Origin of the sequence: Mesorhizobium sp. M0772 (genome assembly GCF_040320135.1) — a bacterium.
Classification (GTDB): Bacteria; Pseudomonadota; Alphaproteobacteria; order Rhizobiales; family Rhizobiaceae; genus Mesorhizobium.
This window is the reverse complement of the sequence record NZ_JAMYPB010000044.1, coordinates 14,051-30,944: the sequence shown is the minus strand read 5'-3', so window position 1 is coordinate 30,944 and position 16,894 is coordinate 14,051. Positions and strand designations below refer to the sequence as shown.

Below are 16,894 nucleotides of genomic sequence, written 5' to 3'. Positions count from 1 at the left end.
TGACGCCAGAACCGCTCTATATGGGGGCCGGGCGGCGTGCAATCGAGGGAGCGGCGTCGCAGGGCGCAAAGACAGTGGCGAATGCAAAAACAAAGACGGCGCCCGAGAGCGCCGCCTTCTGGTTATGTTGCCGATGACAGATCAGCTGTTGTTGGCGGTCCCGGCGCTCGGGAATTGGCGTGCGAACTCCTTTTCGTCGCCGGCGGCAAGCAGCTTGGCCTGCTCGACCCACTTTTCGCGGGCGATGCGGCCGTCGAAATTCAGCGTGTCCTCGATGCGCTTGACATCGGCCGCGGTCCAGCCGGCGATCTGCGCGTAGGTCGTGATGCCAAGGCCCTTGAGCAGTTTGTCGTTGACCGGGCCGATACCGATCAGGCGGCGCAGATTGTCGGCCTTCCCAGCTGCCGGGGCGGCCTTCTTCGGGACGGCGGCGGGCTTTGAAGCCGCGGCTTTGGGCGCGGCCTTGGCGGCGGCAGGTTTGCTGGCCGCTGGTTTTGCGTCCGCGGATTTGGCCGCAGCTGGTTTGGCCGCGGCGGGTTTGGCGGGGGCCGGTTTCGCGGCCGGGGCGGACTTGGCCGTTGCCGCTGTCGACACCAGCGCGGCCGGCGCCGAACTGGAAGGCTTGGCGGATGGAGCCGATGTTTCACGCAGCCGGCGTTCGAGATCGGCGCGGGTCTTGCCGCAGGCGTCGAGTTCGCCGGTCAGGCGGTCGGCGTCGGCGCGCAGTCTGTCCCGCTCGCTGCGGGTGCGGTCGAGATCGCCGCGCAGGCTGTCAAGTTCGCCGCGCAGCCGGCCCCAGATAAACCAGCCAACCAACACACCTACAAGGAACGCCAGGACAATGTAAAAGAAGGTCATCGTCTCTCTCCAGTCGGATCCGTCCGCCGCCGTCCCAAGTCATGACCTTGGCAGATCGGATCATCCAATGTGGTTCGGCGGCTCAGGGAACAGCCGGTCTGTCGTCGAGTGTCGGCGTTCGGCTTTGCCGCCCATTGCCAACCGTCGCTGTCGCATTCGTCAGACCGCTGCCATGGGCCGGGATGCTGTCCGGCCTTAAGCCGCGCGCCCGGCTGAGCTTCGGTCGGAAAGCTATCATACGGCTTCGGGAAAGCTAACGGAAAATTTCGCCGGAGAGTTATTCAAGAACAGGTATTTAGAACAAGAACAGCGCTGCCGTCACATGCATCCCGGCTAAACTGTTCTGCGATTCTGCAAAGTCGAGGCCGCTGCTGAACCTGCCACTCTGCGCCATCGGTCCAATGGGTGCGCGCATTAACTGTCGAGCGCTTCCAACTCGTCGATCAGGCCGCCGATCACGCCAAGCCCGATCTGCCAGAAGGCGGGGTCGGTGGCGTCGAGGCCGAAGGGCGCGAGAAGCTCCGAGTGATGCTTGGTGCCGCCGGCGCGCAACATCTCGAAATACTTGTCCTGGAAGCCATGCTCGGCGTTCTGGTAGACCGCGTAGAGCGAGTTCACCAGGCAGTCGCCAAAGGCATAGGCGTAGACGTAGAAGGGGGAGTGGACGAAGTGCGGGATGTAGGTCCAGAAGACCTCATAGCCCTCGCGCAGCTTGATCGCCGGCCCCAGGCTTTCGGCCTGCACCTCGAGCCAGAACTGGCCGAGCTTGTCGGAGGTCAGTTCGCCGTTCTTGCGCTCTGCATGCACCTTGCGCTCGAACTCGTAGAAGGCGATCTGGCGCACGACCGTGTTGATCATGTCCTCGACCTTCTGGGCGAGCATCGCCTTGCGCTCGCGCTTGTCGGTGGTCTGGTCGAGCAGCGAACGGAAGGTCAGCATCTCGCCGAATACCGAGGCCGTCTCGGCCAAAGTCAGCGGCGTCGAAGCCATCAGGGCGCCCTGGCCGCCGGCCAGCACCTGATGCACGCCGTGGCCGAGTTCATGCGCCAGCGTCATCACATCGCGCGGCTTGCCCATGTAGTTGAGCAGCACGTAAGGGTGCGCCGAAGGCACGGTCGGATGGGCGAAGGCGCCGGGCGATTTGCCGGGCCTGACCGGCGCGTCGATCCAGTTGCGGTCGAAGAAGACGCGGGCGATCTCCGCCATATCGGGGGAAAAGCGCTGATAGGCCGACAGCACGGTGTTCCTGGCGTCGTCCCAAGGGATCACGGCCTGCGGCGTCTCGGGCAAGGGGGCGTTGCGGTCCCAGTGGTTCATCACCTCCATGCCGAGCCAGCGCGCCTTCATCGCGTAGTAGCGATGCGACAGGCGCGGATAGGCTTCGCGCACGGCCGACGCCAGCGCGTCGACCACGCTGCGCTCGACGCGGTTGGCGAGATGGCGTGAATCGGCGATGTCCTCGAAGCCGCGCCAGCGGTCGGAAATCTCCTTGTCCTTGGCCAGCGTGTTGGTGATCAGCGTGAAGGTGCGCAGGCTCTTGCGGAAGGTTGCGGCCAGCGCTTCGGAGGCGCGGCGGCGGACCTCCCCATCGGCGTCCTGCAGGCGGTTCAGCGCCGGCTCCAGCGTCAGTTCCTCGCCGTCTATGTCGAAGCGCAGATCGGTCATCGTCTCGTCGAACAGCCGGTTCCAGGCACCGCGTCCGGTGATCGATTTCTCATGGAACAGCTGCTCGACCCGGTCCTCGAGCTGGTAGGGCTTGTCCATTCTGAGGTCGAGCACCCAGGGGCGGTAATGGGCAAAGCCGGCGTCGGCGGCGAGGGCTGTTTCTAGCGCCTTGTCGTCGATCAGGTTCAGCTCCAGCGCGAAGAACAAAAGATGCGCGCTGGCGTCGGTCATCTTCTCCTGGATGTCGCCATAGAGCTTTGCGCGCTGCGGATCGGCGGTGTTGCCGGCATAGATCAGGCCGGCATAGGAGACGATGCGGCCGATCAGTTCCTCCAGCGCCTCATAGGCTGTCAGCGCCTCGCCAAGCCTGCCGGCGCTGCCGCGCTCGGCCTCCGCAGCCAGCGTGCCCTTCCAGCGGTTCTCGAAGGCGACGGCATCGGCCGCCGCCTTGGCAAGGTCGCGCTTCAGTTCGGGCGCCTCCATGCCGGAATAAAGATCGGCGAGATTCCATTCCGGCAGGTCGCCGAGTTCCGCCGCGCCCTGACCGGACGCTACCGCCGCAAGCTGCCGACCGAGAATCCTGCTCATCAACAATTACCTTCTGGAATCAAGGGGAAAGGACAAGCCGGTCAAATCCTAAGGAATTCGTTCACCGGGTTTTTTGAAACCTTGTTTAGAACCCTGTGCCAAGATGATCCATGGGAATTTCCCAGGCGGGCAACTCAAATCAGTCATGACAGGTTCCATTCTTATAGTCGATGACGATCCCGTGCAGCGCCGGCTGCTCGAGGCGGCGGTGACGAAATTCGGCCACAGCGCCATCGTTGCCGATGGCGGCGAGGCCGGTCTGAGCGCGCTTGACGGACCCAATGCGAGGGATATTTCGGCAGTCATCCTCGACCTTGTCATGCCGGGCCTCGACGGCATCGGCGTGCTGAAGGCGATGCGCGAGCGCGGCATCACTGTTCCCGTCATCGTGCAGACTGCGCAGGGCGGCATCGAAACGGTGGTTTCGGCGATGCGCCACGGCGCTTTCGATTTTGTCGTCAAGCCGGCGTCTCCCGACCGGCTGCAGACCGCGGTCGGCAACGCGCTCAAGGTCGAGGCGGTCGAGGACGAGGTCAAGCGCACGTCGCGGCGTCGCGGCGGCCACCTGACCTTCAAGGACATGATCACGCACAGCCCGGCGATGGACCGGGTGATCCGCCTCGGCCAGAAGGCTGCGGCCTCCAACATCCCGATCCTGATCGAGGGCGAATCGGGCGTCGGCAAGGAATTGGTGGCGCGCGCCATCCAGGGCAGCGGCGAACGCCGCACAAAGCCGTTCGTCACCGTCAATTGCGGCGCCATCCCCGACAATCTGGTCGAATCGATCCTGTTCGGTCACGAAAAAGGTTCGTTCACCGGCGCCACCGAAAAGCACACCGGCAAGTTCGTCGAGGCGCATTCGGGCACCCTGTTCCTGGATGAGATCGGCGACCTGCCGCTCGACGTGCAGGTCAAGCTGTTGCGCGCCGTGCAGGATGGCGAGGTCGATCCGGTCGGCGGCCGTTCCACCGTCAGGGTCGACATCAGGCTGATCTCGGCCACGCACCGCAACCTTCTGCAGCAGGTCAAGGACGGCAAGTTTCGCGAGGACCTGTTCTACCGGCTCAACGTTTACCCGATCGTCGTGCCGCCGCTGCGCGACCGCCGCGACGACATCCCCTATCTGGTCAAGCATTTCATGGACAAGGTGGCGCCGGCGGGCAATCGCCTGCACGGCATCTCGGATGCCGCACTGGCCATGCTGCAGGCCTATGATTGGCCGGGAAACATCAGGCAGCTGGAAAACGCCGTGTTCAGGGCCTCGGTGCTTGCCGAAGGCGATGTGCTCACGACTGACGAATTTCCGCAGATCCGGGCGCAGGTCGACGGCACCGTCAATCTCGACGCCGATGCGTCCTTGTCGGACCCCGGCATGGCCTTGAGCACCGGATCGCAAGGCGATGGCGCGCAGACTGATGATGCCGGTACTGCAGCTGCCGAGCTCGCCCCTCCGGCCAGGTTGCTTCAGCGTTTCGGCACATTGAGGGCGCTGGACGAGCGTGGCAATGTGCGTGCGCTGGCCGATGTCGAACTCGAAATGATCAAGCTCGCCATCGACCATTACAACGGCCAGATGAGCGAGGTCGCACGGCGTCTCGGCATCGGCCGCTCGACGCTCTACCGCAAGCTCAAGGAATACGGCATCGACCCGGAAACCGGCCGCCTCGACCGCCTTGCCTCCTGAACGCCGAATTCCACAGCTTGCCAACGCAAGGCCGGGACCAGCTTGCCATGCCACATCCGGCGCTGCATAAGGGTTGGGGCGGGAATATGGCTGATGCGGACAGCGTTGTTCACGCATTAAGGCCAGCGGTAACAGATCGTGTAGCGGGAAAAGGCTGAATCTTGATCTAAACCAGCAGTTTACCAAGAAATCCTGTGTATTATTTTTGACGGGATATCGCCACGGTGTTACCGCATTTCGGCTTCAATAAGCGATGATTAACCATTAGGATCGATATTCGGATGTGAGAACCACGCATCCGTTTGGACAAATCCGGGGACAAACGGCAGCCTGCAAGGCCTTTTGATTTGAACAAAGTCGAACGACACAGAAACGGGCGGCGCGATCACATGGGCGTCTGGCCGAGATGGCTGGCAGCGTTGATCGTTGCGTTCGCTTTCCTCGCCGCAACTGCTGCCGGCGCCAGCGCTGAAACGCGCTCGCTCAAGCTCTATCACCTCCACACGCACGAAAAGGCCGAGATCGTCTACAAGCGCAATGGCCGCTACGATCCGGCAGGCCTCAGGAAGATCAACATCATCCTGCGCGACTGGCGTCGCAACGAACCGACCAAGATGGATCCGCGCCTGCTCGATCTGGTGTGGGAAGCTTACCGGCAGGCCGGCGCCACCGACTACATCCAGGTCGTTTGCGGCTATCGCTCGCCGTCGACCAATTCGATGCTGCGCAGCCGCAGCCGCGGTGTCGCCAAGGAAAGCCAGCATATGCTGGGCAAGGCGATGGACTTCTACATTCCGGGTGTGCCGCTGAAAAAGCTGCGCAACATCGGCCTGAAGATGCAGGGCGGCGGCGTCGGCTACTATCCGTCGTCGGGTTCGCCCTTCGTCCACATGGACGTCGGCAATGTGCGGCATTGGCCAGGCATCAGCCGCCAGGAACTGGTCAGCCTGTTCCCCAATGGCAAGACGCTGCATGTGCCGAGCGACGGCAGGCCGTTGCCGGGTTATGACCAGGCGCTCGCCTCCTACAAGGCGCGCAAGGGCGCCGGTTCTCCTGCCATCATGATGGCCAGCGCAGGCGGCAGCACCAAGAAATCCGGTGGCTTCCTGTCCGCGTTCTTTGGCGGTGGCGGTGAAGACGAAGCCGACGACAGCGCCGATGTCGCTACCGCCGCGCCGCCGCCGAGAAGCGTGAAGCCGGTGCTGGCTGCCACGAGCAACAACAACAGCAATCTGCCTGGCATCGCGATCGTGTCGCCGCAGAACGCCAAGCGCGCCAACATTCCGCAGCTTGCCGACGACAGCGCTGACGATTCGGAGCCGCAGGACACGCCGGAGACGATCATCGCCGCGCTGCCCGCCAAGGAAGTGCCGCTGCCCGCTTTCGCACCGCGGCCGAAGGCCGATGTCGGCGCGCAACAACCTGAGACCGTGCCGTTCGGCGTGGCCGATGCCACCACCGAACAGACGGCGGCGACGGCGCAGGCGCCGGCCAATGTGCCGTTCGGCACCGCCGATGCGAGCAATGCCGACCAGGGGGCCGATCAAGCTGCCGCTCCGGCGCAGGTCGCGGTCAACGTCCCGTTACCGACCTGGCGTCCCGACCGCTCTTCGCCACCGGCTGAGCTTGCGCCGCAGGACAAGGGAGTGCTGCTGGCGCTGGCCGATACGGCTGCCCACAAGCAGACCGCAACCGACGCGTTCTCGGTGCTGCCGTCGCAGCGTCCGGACGAGGTCAAGGCGGTTCTCGAACAGGCCAGCGCCGCCGATACAGCCAGTGCTACCGACGACTATCAGGTTGCGTCGCTCGAGCCTCGCTCGGCGTTCAACGATCCGTCAGGTGTCGATGCCGCATCGCCGCGCGGCGCTATTGCTGCCCGTCCCGCCGGTACCGATCCAGCCTCGGTGATCGGCGCCGGCGTCAAGACGACACGCAAGGAAGCCAGGGCTTCGGCCCGCGACCTGAAGCCAGGACCGAAGGCAGTGGTGGTGGCAGCCGAACCGCAGGCGGCGCGCTGGGCGCTGAGCAGCGGCGACAACATCGCCACCGTTTCCAGCCCGACGACAGCGCCGCGCTATGCCTACAACATCGTGCATACGCCGCCGAGCGAGGTCTACACCGCAGGCTTCCAGGCGGACAACCAGATGGCCGATGCCAACCGCTTCACCGGCAATGCCGTAAAATTCCTTTCGGTCGCCCGCTTCCAGACGAAGTAGGGCGTGACCCGGTCAATATCGAAATCGAAGCCGCGCTGGGCAAGCCGTGCGGCTTTTGCTTCTAGCGAGATATCGAGCACTGGCTTCCATCGCAACAGAATGCTAACCACCAAACTGCATTCCCGCTTCGTCTAATGGTAGGACAGCGCCCTTTGAAGGCGTGAATCGTGGTTCGAGCCCATGAGCGGGAACCAAAATCTCAACGCGTGCAAACCCGGTCGGCGCAGCTGGCGGGTTTTTGTGCCGAGTGCAATTCCGGGAACACTGTGATTTTCCCGGGAAAGCGCGGAGCGCTTCCCTTGGGAATTGCGCAAAGACAAAGTAGCGGAGGTTATTTTCCGAGCTTGCTCGCGGTCTGTGCGAGCGCCTCGATCTCATCCCACTTGCCGGCCTTGACCAACTCGTCCGGCGCCACCCACGAGCCGCCGACGCAGATAACGTTGGACAGGCTGAGATAGTCGGCGGCGTTCTTGGCCGAGATGCCGCCGGTCGGGCAGAATTTCACGTCGGCCAGCGGCGAGGCAAAGGCCTTCAGCGAGGCGATGCCGCCGGATTGTTCGGCCGGGAAGAATTTCAGGAACCGCAGGCCGGCCTCGCGGGCAGCCATGATCTCGCCGGGCGTGATGGCGCCGGGCAGCAAGGGAACGTCGCTGTCCTTGGCCGCCGCCAGCAACTCGCGCGTGATGCCGGGGCTGACGATGAACTTCGAGCCAGCCGCCGCTGCCTGGTCGAACTGCTTGGCATCGAGAATTGTGCCGGCGCCGACAATGGCGCCCTCGACCTCACCGGCCACGCGGCGGATCGCTTCCAGCGCATCGGCGGTTCTCAACGTGATCTCGATCGCCGGCAGGCCGCCGACGGCCAGGGCCCGGGCGAGCGGGACGGCGTCCGCGACATTGGCGATCTTCAGCACCGGAATGACCGGCTGGCCATTGAGCAGCGACAGGAGCTTTTCGGTCTTGCTGGGCATTGGCTTGTCTCTCCCTGGGTGATTTCAACCGATTAGCAGAAGGCCGATTCCGAGTCCACGAAACCCGGCCTGCCGCGATGTCACATGTCGGCCAACGAGCCTGCTGGCGAATACCGACAAGGTGTCTTTAGCTCTGCCTTGAATCCGCTTTGACCACGGTCTAGTGGCTTGGCGATGACCAACCGTGAACCCGTGCGCGTCGGCGCGCTCTACAAATTTGCGAGGCTGGGCGACTTCAACGCGCTGCGAGAATTGCGCACGCCGCTTGCCGCCTTCTGCTGCGGGCGCGGCATCAAGGGCACGCTGCTTCTGGCGCGGGAAGGCATCAACGGCACGGTCGCCGGCAGCGAAACCGACATAGCCGACCTGATCGCTTATCTCGAGGCCATCGAGGGTCTTGCCGATCTCGAGGTCAAATACAGCACTGCCGCCGAAATGCCGTTCCATCGCATGAAAGTGCGGCTGAAGCGCGAGATCGTCACCATGGGCGTCGAAGACCTCGACCCGGCGACGGGTGCGGGGACCTATGTCGCGCCGGCCGACTGGAACGCGCTGATCTCGGACCCCGGCACCATCGTCATCGACACACGCAACGCGTACGAAGTGTCGATCGGCACGTTCGAGGGCGCGGTGGACCCGCGCACGTCGAGCTTTCGCGAATTCCCGGCCTGGGTGGAAAAACACCGCGACCAACTCGACGGCCGCAAGGTTGCGATGTTCTGCACCGGCGGCATCCGCTGCGAAAAGGCGACGGCCTATGTGAAGTCGCTCGGCTTCGAGGATGTGTTCCATCTCAAGGGCGGCATCCTCAGATATCTTGAAGAGGTCCCGGCCGAAGACAGCCTGTGGCAGGGCGAGTGTTTCGTCTTCGACGAGCGGGTCTCGGTGTCGCATGGGTTGACCGAAGGCGAGGCCGAACTCTGCCGCGCCTGCCGGCATCCGCTGACGCCTGAGGACCGGCTGTCGCCGCATTTTTCCACCGGCGTGTCATGCCCGCATTGCTACGAGGCACGCTCGGATGAGGATCGCACCCGCTATGCGGAGCGCCAGCGCCAGGTCGAACTTGCGCAGGCGCAGGGCAGGGGACATATCGGCAGTTAAGTGCCGCCGACGCCCTGACTGGATCACCACGCGACGGAATAGCGGTCGATCACCCACAGCCATGTGCCATCTCTCTGCCGGCGCGCGACCTCTGAGATTATCGAGCCGTCGGCAAGCCTGGTCGACGTCAACGCGAGGTCGCCGTTGATGGCCGCCGGGCGCTGCTCGCCGCGCTGGAATTTTCGCCCGCTCTCGGCAAAGGCTTCGAACAAAGCGCGGATCGCCTCGTGGCCACGCGTCAATTCGGCTGCTCCGGTGTCGATGACGGCATCGGGTTCGAACAGCGCCACCATGCCCCAATGTCTCCCGCCCATTGCCGATCAATTAGCAGGCGCTCCAGGTCCTGGGGATCTCGTGCTTGGTCGCGGTCTGGCTGATCGGTCACGGCAAAACTCCTCCCTCGCCGACGTTGCGGCGACACTAACCGAAGCCGAGGCGGGTTTCGACACATCGAATTTGATTTGCGGCATTGCCGGCGCCGATAGCAAAGCGCCGGTCCGTCATTGTAATGTCAACAATCGGGACCTACGTCTGCAACGTCCAAAACCTGCCCGTCCACGTTGGCGCGGGCCCTTTTCTGGAGGCACCATGTTCGACCCCAAGAAGCTTCTCGACGATCTGCTCGGCTCGCAAGTTCCCGGCACAACCGGCACCGTTCGCGACAAGGCCGGGCAGGCTGTGCAGATGGCCAAGGACAATCCGCTGGCCGCCGGTGCGCTGGCCGCGGTGCTGCTTGGAACCGGCACGGGACGGCAGGTCACCGGCACGGCCGTGAAGCTCGGCGGACTGGCTGCGATCGGCGGTCTCGCCTACAAGGCCTACCAGAATTACAAGGCCGGCAATGCACCCGAGCAGGCGCCGGCGGCCGGCCAGCCGGAATTGCTGCCGCCGCCCGCCGACACCGGCTTTCATCCTTCACAGGCGCCACAGGGGGAGGACGAGTTCACGCTGACCCTGGTGCGGGCGATGATCTCGGCGGCCAAGGCCGATGGCCATGTCGATGACGCGGAACGCCAAAAGATCGCCGGCAAACTCAGTCTGGCCGGCATCGGCACGGAAGCGGAAAAGTTTCTGATGGCCGAGCTGGACAGCCCGCTCGACCTCGATACGCTGGTCGCAGGCGCCAAGACCGATGAGCAGAGGCTCGAGCTCTACACGGCGTCCCGACTGACGATCGACCCCGATACGCGCGCCGAACGCGGCTATCTCGACCTGCTCGCCGGCCGGCTCGGCCTGCCGGATGCGCTCGTCGATCATGTCGAGGCGACGGTGTCGGCGGCCAAGGTGCCGGTTCCGTCAGGCACGGCGCCGAACCCGCGCTGGTAGACAACGCAGCCGCGGCGGGAAAAGCGTTAACTTCTCGTTTACCGAGGAAGCGCATGATTTTAGTTAGTCGGATCGGCTTTTCCTCCTCCCAAGCCCGGTTCAGATCAGGGGGCGGTCGCCAATGACCGCCCTTTTTGTCGGACCGATCACATAAAGCGCGTGGCGCTTCATGTTTTTGTCCGGATGCATGTCGTTCTCTCAGAACCGGGGCCACTTTTGAGCGACATGCATTAGTGTCCGGCTTGCCATGATCGCCCTCATTTGCGATGGGTCGGTGCATTCGGATGCACCCCGATCTGTGCCGGGGATGCGCGGCGCGCAGGAGCAAAATCCATGACAGCCCTCACAGAGAAAACCGCCATCGTCACCGGCGCCGGCACCGGCATCGGCAAGAGCGTCGCCACGGCGCTGCTCAAGGCGGGCTGGAACACGGTGTTTTGCGGCCGCCGCAAAGCGGTGCTCGACGCCGCCATTACCGAAGCCGGGAAAGCGGACGCCAAGGCGCTGGCAGTTGCCTGCGACATCAGCAAGGCCGGCGAAGTCGATGACCTGTTCGAGACGGTGGCCGCAGCCTTCGGCCGCGTCGACCTGCTCTTCAACAATGCCGGCATGAGCTACAAGTCGACGCCGATCGACGAGATCCCGGTCGAGGTCTGGAACGATATTGTCGGCGTCAATCTCACCGGATCGTTCCTATGCGCCCGCGCCGCCTTCGGCGTCATGCGCAAGCAAAAGCCAATGGGCGGCCGCATCATCAACAATGGCTCTGTGTCGGCCTATGCGCCACGGCCGGGCTCGGTGCCCTACACCGCGACCAAGCACGCCATATCGGGGCTGACCAAGACGCTGGCGCTCGACGGCCGGCCCTATGACATCGCCTGCGGCCAGATCGACATAGGCAACGCGCTGACCGATATGGCGCACGCAATGACGGTCGGCGTGCCGCAGGCCAATGGCACCATCGCCGCCGAGGCGGTGATGGACGTCCAACGCGTCGCCGACGCCGTCGTCCACATGGCCAGCCTGCCGCTCGACGCCAACGTGCTGTTCATGACCGTGATGGCGACCAAGATGCCGTTCGTGGGGCGTGGGTGAGCAGCCGAAGGCCTACTTCTTCAAAAACGCCTCGATCCGCTCCAGCGCTCGCAAGATGTTCTCTTCGGAATTGGCGTAGGAAAGCCTGATGTAGCCTTCGCCGAGAATGCCGAAATCGGGGCCGCCGATCAGCGCCACGCCGGCATCTTCGAGCAGCGCCGAGGCAAGTTTCTTCGCCTTCCAGCCGGTCTTCGAGACATTGGGGAAGGCATAGAAGGCGCCCTTGGGCGTGATGCAGGAGACGCCGGGCAGCGCGTTCAGCCCCTCGACCACGATCTTCCTGCGGTTGTCGAAGGCGCGCATCATCTTGTCGACATCCTCCTGCGGGCCGTCGATGGCGGCGATGCCGGCGAACTGGCTCGGCGCGTTGACGCAGGACCAGCAATTGACCGCCAGCTTGCGCACCTTGTCGTAGAGATGCGCGCCCTTGTGGCCATTCGGCCAGATCGACCAGCCCATGCGCCAGCCGGTCATCGCCCATGTCTTCGACCAGCCGTTGAGCACGATCAGCCGGTCGCGAATTTCCGGAAAATTGAGCAGCGAAAAATGCGTCTCGCCGTCATAGGTCATGACGTCGTAGATTTCGTCGGAGAGGATAGCGACCTGCGGATGCGCTTGCAGTCCCTTTACCAGCTTCTCGATCTCGGCGCGCGGCGTGACGCCGCCGGTCGGGTTGGCCGGTGAGTTGAGGATTAGCAGTCTGGTCTTCGACGTGATCAGCGCCAGCGTCTCTTCTGCCGAGAAGGCAAAGCCGTTCTCCTCGCGGATCGGCACCGGAATGGGCGCGGCGCCGGTGAACTCGATCATCGAGCGGTAGATCGGAAAGCCTGGGTCTGGATAGAGGATCTCGGCGCCGGGTTCGCCGAACATCAAGATGGCCGCGAACATGGTCGGCTTGCCGCCGGGCAGGATCATTACATTCTCGGGCGAGACTTCGACGCCGGTAGTGGTCAGCGTGCGCCGCACCACCGCTTCGCGCGTCGCCAGCAGGCCATTGGCCGGGGTGTAGCCATGGTGGCCGTCGCGCAGCGCCTTGATCGCGGCCTCGACAATGTGCTGCGGCGTTTTGAAGTCGGGCTGGCCGATGCCGAGATTGACGATGTCGCGACCCTGTTGCGCCAGCGCCGTCGCCCGCGCCAGCACAGCAAAGGCGTTTTCTTCGCCGAGGCGGTCGAAGGCCGAAATCGTGTGGAGCATTTTTCCCGTCCGTGTGGTTCTTGCTGTTGGGTCGCGTTTTTGTGAGCGTCTGCTCACAAAAGTCAAACGGATTGGAGTTTTTGGTGTCGGAAAATCTTACGGACTGGCAGCCGCGCCCGCGGCCGGAGCGCAAGGCCATCGACGGCCGCTATGTCCGGCTCGAACCGCTGAGCGCTGAAAAGCATGGCGACGGCCTCTACGAGGCGTCATCCGTGCCCGACATTGACGGCCGCTTTGCCTGGCTGCCCGACTATCCGCCGGAAACCCGCGCCGCCTTTCAGCCATGGCTGGATAAGGTCGAGGCCAGCGAGGATCCGCTGTTCTTCACCGTCATCGACAAGGCCAGCGGCAAGGTCGCCGGACGCCAGACGCTGATGCGCATCGATCCCGCCTATGGCGTGATCGAGATCGGCAACATCTATTGGGGCCCGCTGATTTCGCGAAAAGCGGCGGCGACCGAGGCGCAGTTCCTGTTCATGAAGTACATTTTCGATGGGCTCGGCTATCGCCGCTACGAGTGGAAATGCAACAACCGTAATGAGCCGTCGAAGCGTGCGGCGGAACGGTTCGGCTTCAAGTTCGAGGGCATTTTCCGCCAGCATCTTGTGGTCAAGGGTGAAAACCGCGATACCGCGTGGTACTCGATCATCGACAAGGAGTGGCCGGCGCTGCGCAAAGCCTATGAGGCATGGCTCGATCCGGCCAATTTCGATGGCGAAGGCGGGCAGAAGCGGCGGCTCGAGGATTTCCGCGCCGAGTTCGGCGCGTAGCAGGAGTTTCGGCGATGGCGCACAGCCATGATCATGGTTCGCATGCCGGCCACAGCCACGGCGCCGGTCACGTGCATGGCTCGACCGACAAGAAACGTGTGCTGATCGCAGCCTGCCTGACCGCCGGCTTCATGGTCGCCGAAGTGCTTGGCGGCCTTTTGACGGGATCGCTGGCGCTGCTGGCGGATGCCGGCCACATGCTCGCCGATTCGATCGCGCTCGGCCTTGCCTGGTATGCCTTCCATCTTGGCGGACGGCCGGCGACCGTGCGCCTCACCTATGGCTTCGGCCGGGTAAAGACGCTGGTCGCCTACACCAACGGCATCGCCATCTTCGCCATTGCGCTGTGGATCGTCTACGAAGCCTGGGGCCGGCTGATGACGCCGGCGCCGGTGCTGGGCGGGCCGATGCTGGTGGTGGCGATCATAGGGCTCCTGGTCAACATCGCCTCGTTCTTCGTGCTGCATGGCGGCGACCGCGACAGTCTCAACATGCGCGGCGCCATCCTGCATGTGCTGGGCGACCTGCTCGGCTCGGCGGCGGCGATCGTGGCGGCGCTGGTCATTCTGGCGACCGGCTGGACGCCGATCGACCCGATTCTGTCGGTGCTGGTCTCCGTGCTGATCCTGTCCACCGCGTGGTCGCTGATGCGCGAAGCCGCTCATGTGCTTCTCGAAGGCGTGCCGGCAAGCCTCGACCGCGACCTCATCGCCAAGGACATTGCCGGCACCGTCAAAGGCGTGCGCGAAGTGCATCACATGCATGTCTGGTCGCTGGACGGGTCCAGCAACATGGCGACGCTGCACGCCTGCCTCAATGATGGCGTCGATGCGCACCAGGCGGTCAGCGCCATCAAGAAGCGGCTCGCCGCCGAACACGGCATCAGCCACGCCACGGTTGAACCGGAATTCGGCCAGTGCGCCGACAGCCGTGACGAGCACGATCATGACCACGACCATGGTGCGCCACCGCATCACGGCCATTATCACTGACAGGGAATTTCATGGCATTGGCATCCGAGTTGACGAGTTCCCAATGTGGCGGGACGGCATGATGGATCGCGACACGCGAAACGCGCTGATTGCCGCAGCCTGGATCATGCTGCTGTTCGGCATCGCGGCGTTCTATCTGCCGACGGTGATGCTGGCTGTCGGCAATATCTCGACCGTACTTGCCGGCATCGTCGGCATCGCCTTCGTGCTGGCATTCTTTCTGGTGTTCTGGTTGCGGGGCCGCAGCCAGAACAAGGGCAAATAAGAGGCTTTCGAAATGCGCATCCTGATTACTGGCGCGGCCGGCATGGTCGGCCGCAAACTTGTCGACCGGCTGGCCAAGGACGGCACGCTCAACGGCCGCAAGATCACCGGGCTCGACCTGCACGACATCGTGCCGCCGCAGGCGCCGGCGATGGATGGCATCAGCATCGCCACGCATACCGGCGACCTTGCCGACGCCGGTGCTGCCGAGAGCCTGGTCGCCTCACGCCCCGACGTCATGTTCCATCTCGCCGGCATCGTGTCGGGTGAGGCGGAAGCCAATTTCGATCTCGGCTACCGCGTCAATCTCGACGGCACACGGGCGCTGTTCGACGCCGTGCGGCTGGCGGGCTTTGCGCCGCGCCTCGTCTTCACCTCGTCTATCGCCGTGTTCGGCGCGCCGTTCCCGGATGTGATCCCGGACGATTTTCATCCTACGCCGCTAACCTCCTACGGCACGCAGAAGCAGATGAGCGAAGCGCTGCTGGCCGACTATTCCAGGCGCGGCTTCTTCGACGGCATCGGCATAAGGCTGCCGACCATTTGCGTGCGGCCCGGCAAGCCGAACAAGGCGGCGTCAGGGTTCTTCTCCGGCATCATCCGCGAGCCGCTGAGCGGCCATGAGGCGATCCTGCCAGTGCCGCGCTCGGTGCTGCACACCCATGCCAGCCCGCGCTCGGCGGTGAACTTCCTGATCCATGCCGCCGGGATCGACAGTGCCGCCGTCGGGCCACGCCGCAACCTCACCATGCCGGGCGTTGCCGTCACCGTCGGCGAGCAGATCGAGGCGCTGGAACGCATTGCGGGCACCAAGGTCGTGAAGCTGATCCGCGAACAGCCGGATGAGACCATCTGGGCGATCGTCAAGGGTTGGCCGACGCGCTTCGAGGCGCGCCGTGCAAGGGACCTCGGCTTCAGCGCCGAAAACAGTTTCGATGAAATCATCCGCGCTCATATCGAGGATGAGTTGGGCGGAAAGATCGCGGGTCAGGCCTGACCCGCCGAGGTCATACAGTTCCGGACAGGCTCGCCGACAACAGCAACAGCCCGAACAGGAAGACGAACGCGGCGCCGCCGATTTCGGCGAATGTGTGGATACGGTTGCCCATGCGGCCATCGCCGGCGAAATAGACCGCCCAGTTCTTGGCTGTCACAGCGATCGTCGCCAACGCCGAGACTGTGATGGCGGTGCCGATAGACATCGCCAGCACCGACAGCAGGCCGCCGAGCCACAGGCCGTTGAGCAGCGCGAAGCTGAGCACAATCAGCGCGCCGGAGCAGGGGCGGATGCCGACGGCGGCTACAGCCGACCAGGCCGTGCGCCAGTCGAAGCGATCGCCCGACAGCAGCGCCGGATCAGGCGCATGCGAATGGCCGCACGTGTCGCAGACCTCGCCGGCCGGTTGATCGTGAGCGGCGTGATTGTGATGAGCGTGGTCGTGATGGGAATGATCGTGTGTGTCGTCGTCGTGCGCGGCGTGATCGTGATGATCATGCGAATGGTCGTGATGCACATGCAAGGCATGCGCCTGCGCCGCGTGGCTGTGACCGGCATGCGAATGGCCGCCATGGCCGGCGTGGGCTGCCGACAGGCTGTAGGCGGGCGCCCTGCCGAACCAGCGCTGGACCGTGGGCCCAAGCTTGCGCCACAGCAGCCAGGCGCCGAACAAAGTGACGAAGACATAGCTCATGATCTCCATGAACCAGGCTGCGTCGGTCATCGAGATCGCGGTGCCGCGCAGGACGAAATAGGCAAGCAGCATCACCAGGATCGCGGTCAGGCCCTGCAGCAGCGCCGAGACGAAGGACAGCAGGATACCGCGCCTGAGCGCCACTTCATTGGCCACCATGTAGGACGAGATCACCGCCTTGCCATGGCCGGGGCCGGCGGCGTGGAAAATGCCGTAGGCGAAGGACAGGCCGATCAGCAGCCACATCTTGCTGCCGTCCTCGCGCATTGCTTTCATCGCCGTGGCCAGTGCGCGGTAGAATTCCTGCTGGCGCAGATTGATCCACATCAGGATGTGGGCGAACGGGCCGGTCGTGGGCGCCATGCCGTCATTGACACCGATGCCGAGTGAGCTCTGGGCATGGGCCTGCCCGAGAAAGTGCGTCATCAGCAGGGCAGCGGCCACGAGGCCGAATGCCAAACGCAGGGACGGTTTCAT

The 16,894-nt window shown here is 64.0% G+C and carries 15 protein-coding genes and 1 tRNA gene; 10 read left to right on the top strand and 6 right to left on the bottom strand.

The genetic code is table 11. The features are described from left to right. Positions 1–141: 141 nt before the first annotated feature. The gene (locus tag NKI06_RS24020) at positions 142–858 is read right to left on the bottom strand and encodes a helix-hairpin-helix domain-containing protein (RefSeq protein WP_352987429.1); all 717 of its coding nucleotides are present in this window, start codon (positions 856–858) and stop codon (positions 142–144) included. Positions 859–1,272: 414 nt separating this feature from the next. Continuing rightward, positions 1,273–3,111 carry a M3 family oligoendopeptidase gene (locus NKI06_RS24015; protein WP_352987428.1) on the bottom strand — a complete coding sequence of 613 codons (1,839 nt, stop codon included), beginning with the start codon at positions 3,109–3,111 and terminating at the stop codon, positions 1,273–1,275. 145 nt (positions 3,112–3,256) lie between these two features. Between NKI06_RS24015 and NKI06_RS24010 the strand changes: the two genes are divergently transcribed. From NKI06_RS24010 to NKI06_RS24000, 3 genes are all read left to right on the top strand, one after another. Further along, the gene (locus tag NKI06_RS24010; RefSeq protein WP_023671940.1) at positions 3,257–4,795 is read left to right on the top strand and encodes a sigma-54-dependent transcriptional regulator; all 1,539 of its coding nucleotides are present in this window, start codon (positions 3,257–3,259) and stop codon (positions 4,793–4,795) included. Between the two features lie 389 nt (positions 4,796–5,184). Continuing rightward, entirely contained in the window at positions 5,185–7,011 is a 1,827-nt protein-coding gene (gene mepK / locus NKI06_RS24005) for a peptidoglycan L,D-endopeptidase MepK (protein WP_352987427.1), read from the top strand. Positions 7,012–7,131: 120 nt separating this feature from the next. Further along, positions 7,132–7,205, top strand: a tRNA-Gln gene (locus NKI06_RS24000). Positions 7,206–7,342: 137 nt separating this feature from the next. Here the strand turns inward: NKI06_RS24000 and NKI06_RS23995 are convergent. Then, a complete protein-coding gene (locus NKI06_RS23995; protein ID WP_352987426.1) occupies positions 7,343–7,981 on the bottom strand; it encodes a 2-dehydro-3-deoxy-phosphogluconate aldolase in 639 nt (212 codons plus the stop codon). 174 nt (positions 7,982–8,155) lie between these two features. On the opposite strand from NKI06_RS23995, the gene trhO reads away from it, so the two are divergent. Then, a complete protein-coding gene (gene trhO / locus NKI06_RS23990) occupies positions 8,156–9,082 on the top strand; it encodes an oxygen-dependent tRNA uridine(34) hydroxylase TrhO (RefSeq protein ID WP_352987425.1) in 927 nt (308 codons plus the stop codon). 23 nt (positions 9,083–9,105) lie between these two features. Here trhO and NKI06_RS23985 read toward each other — a convergent pair whose 3' ends face one another. Continuing rightward, entirely contained in the window at positions 9,106–9,375 is a 270-nt protein-coding gene (locus tag NKI06_RS23985) for a YybH family protein (protein WP_352987424.1), read from the bottom strand. A gap of 295 nt (positions 9,376–9,670) precedes the next feature. On the opposite strand from NKI06_RS23985, the gene NKI06_RS23980 reads away from it, so the two are divergent. Next, positions 9,671–10,408 carry a tellurite resistance TerB family protein gene (locus NKI06_RS23980; protein WP_023671935.1) on the top strand — a complete coding sequence of 246 codons (738 nt, stop codon included), beginning with the start codon at positions 9,671–9,673 and terminating at the stop codon, positions 10,406–10,408. A 333-nt stretch (positions 10,409–10,741) separates the two neighbouring features. Beyond that, entirely contained in the window at positions 10,742–11,503 is a 762-nt protein-coding gene (locus NKI06_RS23975) for an SDR family oxidoreductase (protein WP_023671933.1), read from the top strand. Between the two features lie 12 nt (positions 11,504–11,515). Here the strand turns inward: NKI06_RS23975 and NKI06_RS23970 are convergent, their stop codons facing one another. Continuing rightward, positions 11,516–12,700 (bottom strand): pyridoxal phosphate-dependent aminotransferase, encoded by a 1,185-nt coding sequence (locus NKI06_RS23970; protein WP_352560377.1) that lies wholly within the window; start codon positions 12,698–12,700, stop codon positions 11,516–11,518. 83 nt (positions 12,701–12,783) lie between these two features. Here NKI06_RS23970 and NKI06_RS23965 point away from each other — a divergent pair, with 83 nt between their 5' ends. The 4 genes from NKI06_RS23965 to denD are packed head-to-tail and all read left to right on the top strand — an operon-like array spanning position 12,784 to position 15,723. Further along, the gene (locus tag NKI06_RS23965; RefSeq protein ID WP_352560378.1) at positions 12,784–13,470 is read left to right on the top strand and encodes a GNAT family N-acetyltransferase; all 687 of its coding nucleotides are present in this window, start codon (positions 12,784–12,786) and stop codon (positions 13,468–13,470) included. Between the two features lie 14 nt (positions 13,471–13,484). Next, positions 13,485–14,462 carry a cation diffusion facilitator family transporter gene (locus NKI06_RS23960; protein ID WP_352987422.1) on the top strand — a complete coding sequence of 326 codons (978 nt, stop codon included), beginning with the start codon at positions 13,485–13,487 and terminating at the stop codon, positions 14,460–14,462. 58 nt (positions 14,463–14,520) lie between these two features. Continuing rightward, complete coding sequence (locus tag NKI06_RS23955) at positions 14,521–14,727, top strand: hypothetical protein (protein ID WP_023683268.1); 207 nt, start codon at positions 14,521–14,523, stop codon at positions 14,725–14,727. Positions 14,728–14,739: 12 nt separating this feature from the next. Then, positions 14,740–15,723 carry a D-erythronate dehydrogenase gene (gene denD, locus NKI06_RS23950; protein WP_352987421.1) on the top strand — a complete coding sequence of 328 codons (984 nt, stop codon included), beginning with the start codon at positions 14,740–14,742 and terminating at the stop codon, positions 15,721–15,723. 10 nt (positions 15,724–15,733) lie between these two features. Here the strand turns inward: denD and NKI06_RS23945 are convergent, their stop codons facing one another. Continuing rightward, complete coding sequence (locus NKI06_RS23945; protein WP_502900611.1) at positions 15,734–16,894, bottom strand: nickel/cobalt transporter; 1,161 nt, start codon at positions 16,892–16,894, stop codon at positions 15,734–15,736.

Coding starts and splice junctions, on each gene's coding strand:
- NKI06_RS24020 (WP_352987429.1), bottom strand. CDS start 858: ATGACCTTCTTTTACATTGTCCTGGCGTTCCTTGTAGGTGTGTTGGTT.
- NKI06_RS24015 (WP_352987428.1), bottom strand. CDS start 3,111: ATGAGCAGGATTCTCGGTCGGCAGCTTGCGGCGGTAGCGTCCGGTCAG.
- NKI06_RS24010 (WP_023671940.1), top strand. CDS start 3,257: ATGACAGGTTCCATTCTTATAGTCGATGACGATCCCGTGCAGCGCCGG.
- mepK (WP_352987427.1), top strand. CDS start 5,185: ATGGGCGTCTGGCCGAGATGGCTGGCAGCGTTGATCGTTGCGTTCGCT.
- NKI06_RS23995 (WP_352987426.1), bottom strand. CDS start 7,981: ATGCCCAGCAAGACCGAAAAGCTCCTGTCGCTGCTCAATGGCCAGCCG.
- trhO (WP_352987425.1), top strand. CDS start 8,156: ATGACCAACCGTGAACCCGTGCGCGTCGGCGCGCTCTACAAATTTGCG.
- NKI06_RS23985 (WP_352987424.1), bottom strand. CDS start 9,375: ATGGTGGCGCTGTTCGAACCCGATGCCGTCATCGACACCGGAGCAGCC.
- NKI06_RS23980 (WP_023671935.1), top strand. CDS start 9,671: ATGTTCGACCCCAAGAAGCTTCTCGACGATCTGCTCGGCTCGCAAGTT.
- NKI06_RS23975 (WP_023671933.1), top strand. CDS start 10,742: ATGACAGCCCTCACAGAGAAAACCGCCATCGTCACCGGCGCCGGCACC.
- NKI06_RS23970 (WP_352560377.1), bottom strand. CDS start 12,700: ATGCTCCACACGATTTCGGCCTTCGACCGCCTCGGCGAAGAAAACGCC.
- NKI06_RS23960 (WP_352987422.1), top strand. CDS start 13,485: ATGGCGCACAGCCATGATCATGGTTCGCATGCCGGCCACAGCCACGGC.
- NKI06_RS23955 (WP_023683268.1), top strand. CDS start 14,521: ATGATGGATCGCGACACGCGAAACGCGCTGATTGCCGCAGCCTGGATC.
- denD (WP_352987421.1), top strand. CDS start 14,740: ATGCGCATCCTGATTACTGGCGCGGCCGGCATGGTCGGCCGCAAACTT.
- NKI06_RS23945 (WP_502900611.1), bottom strand. CDS start 16,894: ATGAAACCGTCCCTGCGTTTGGCATTCGGCCTCGTGGCCGCTGCCCTG.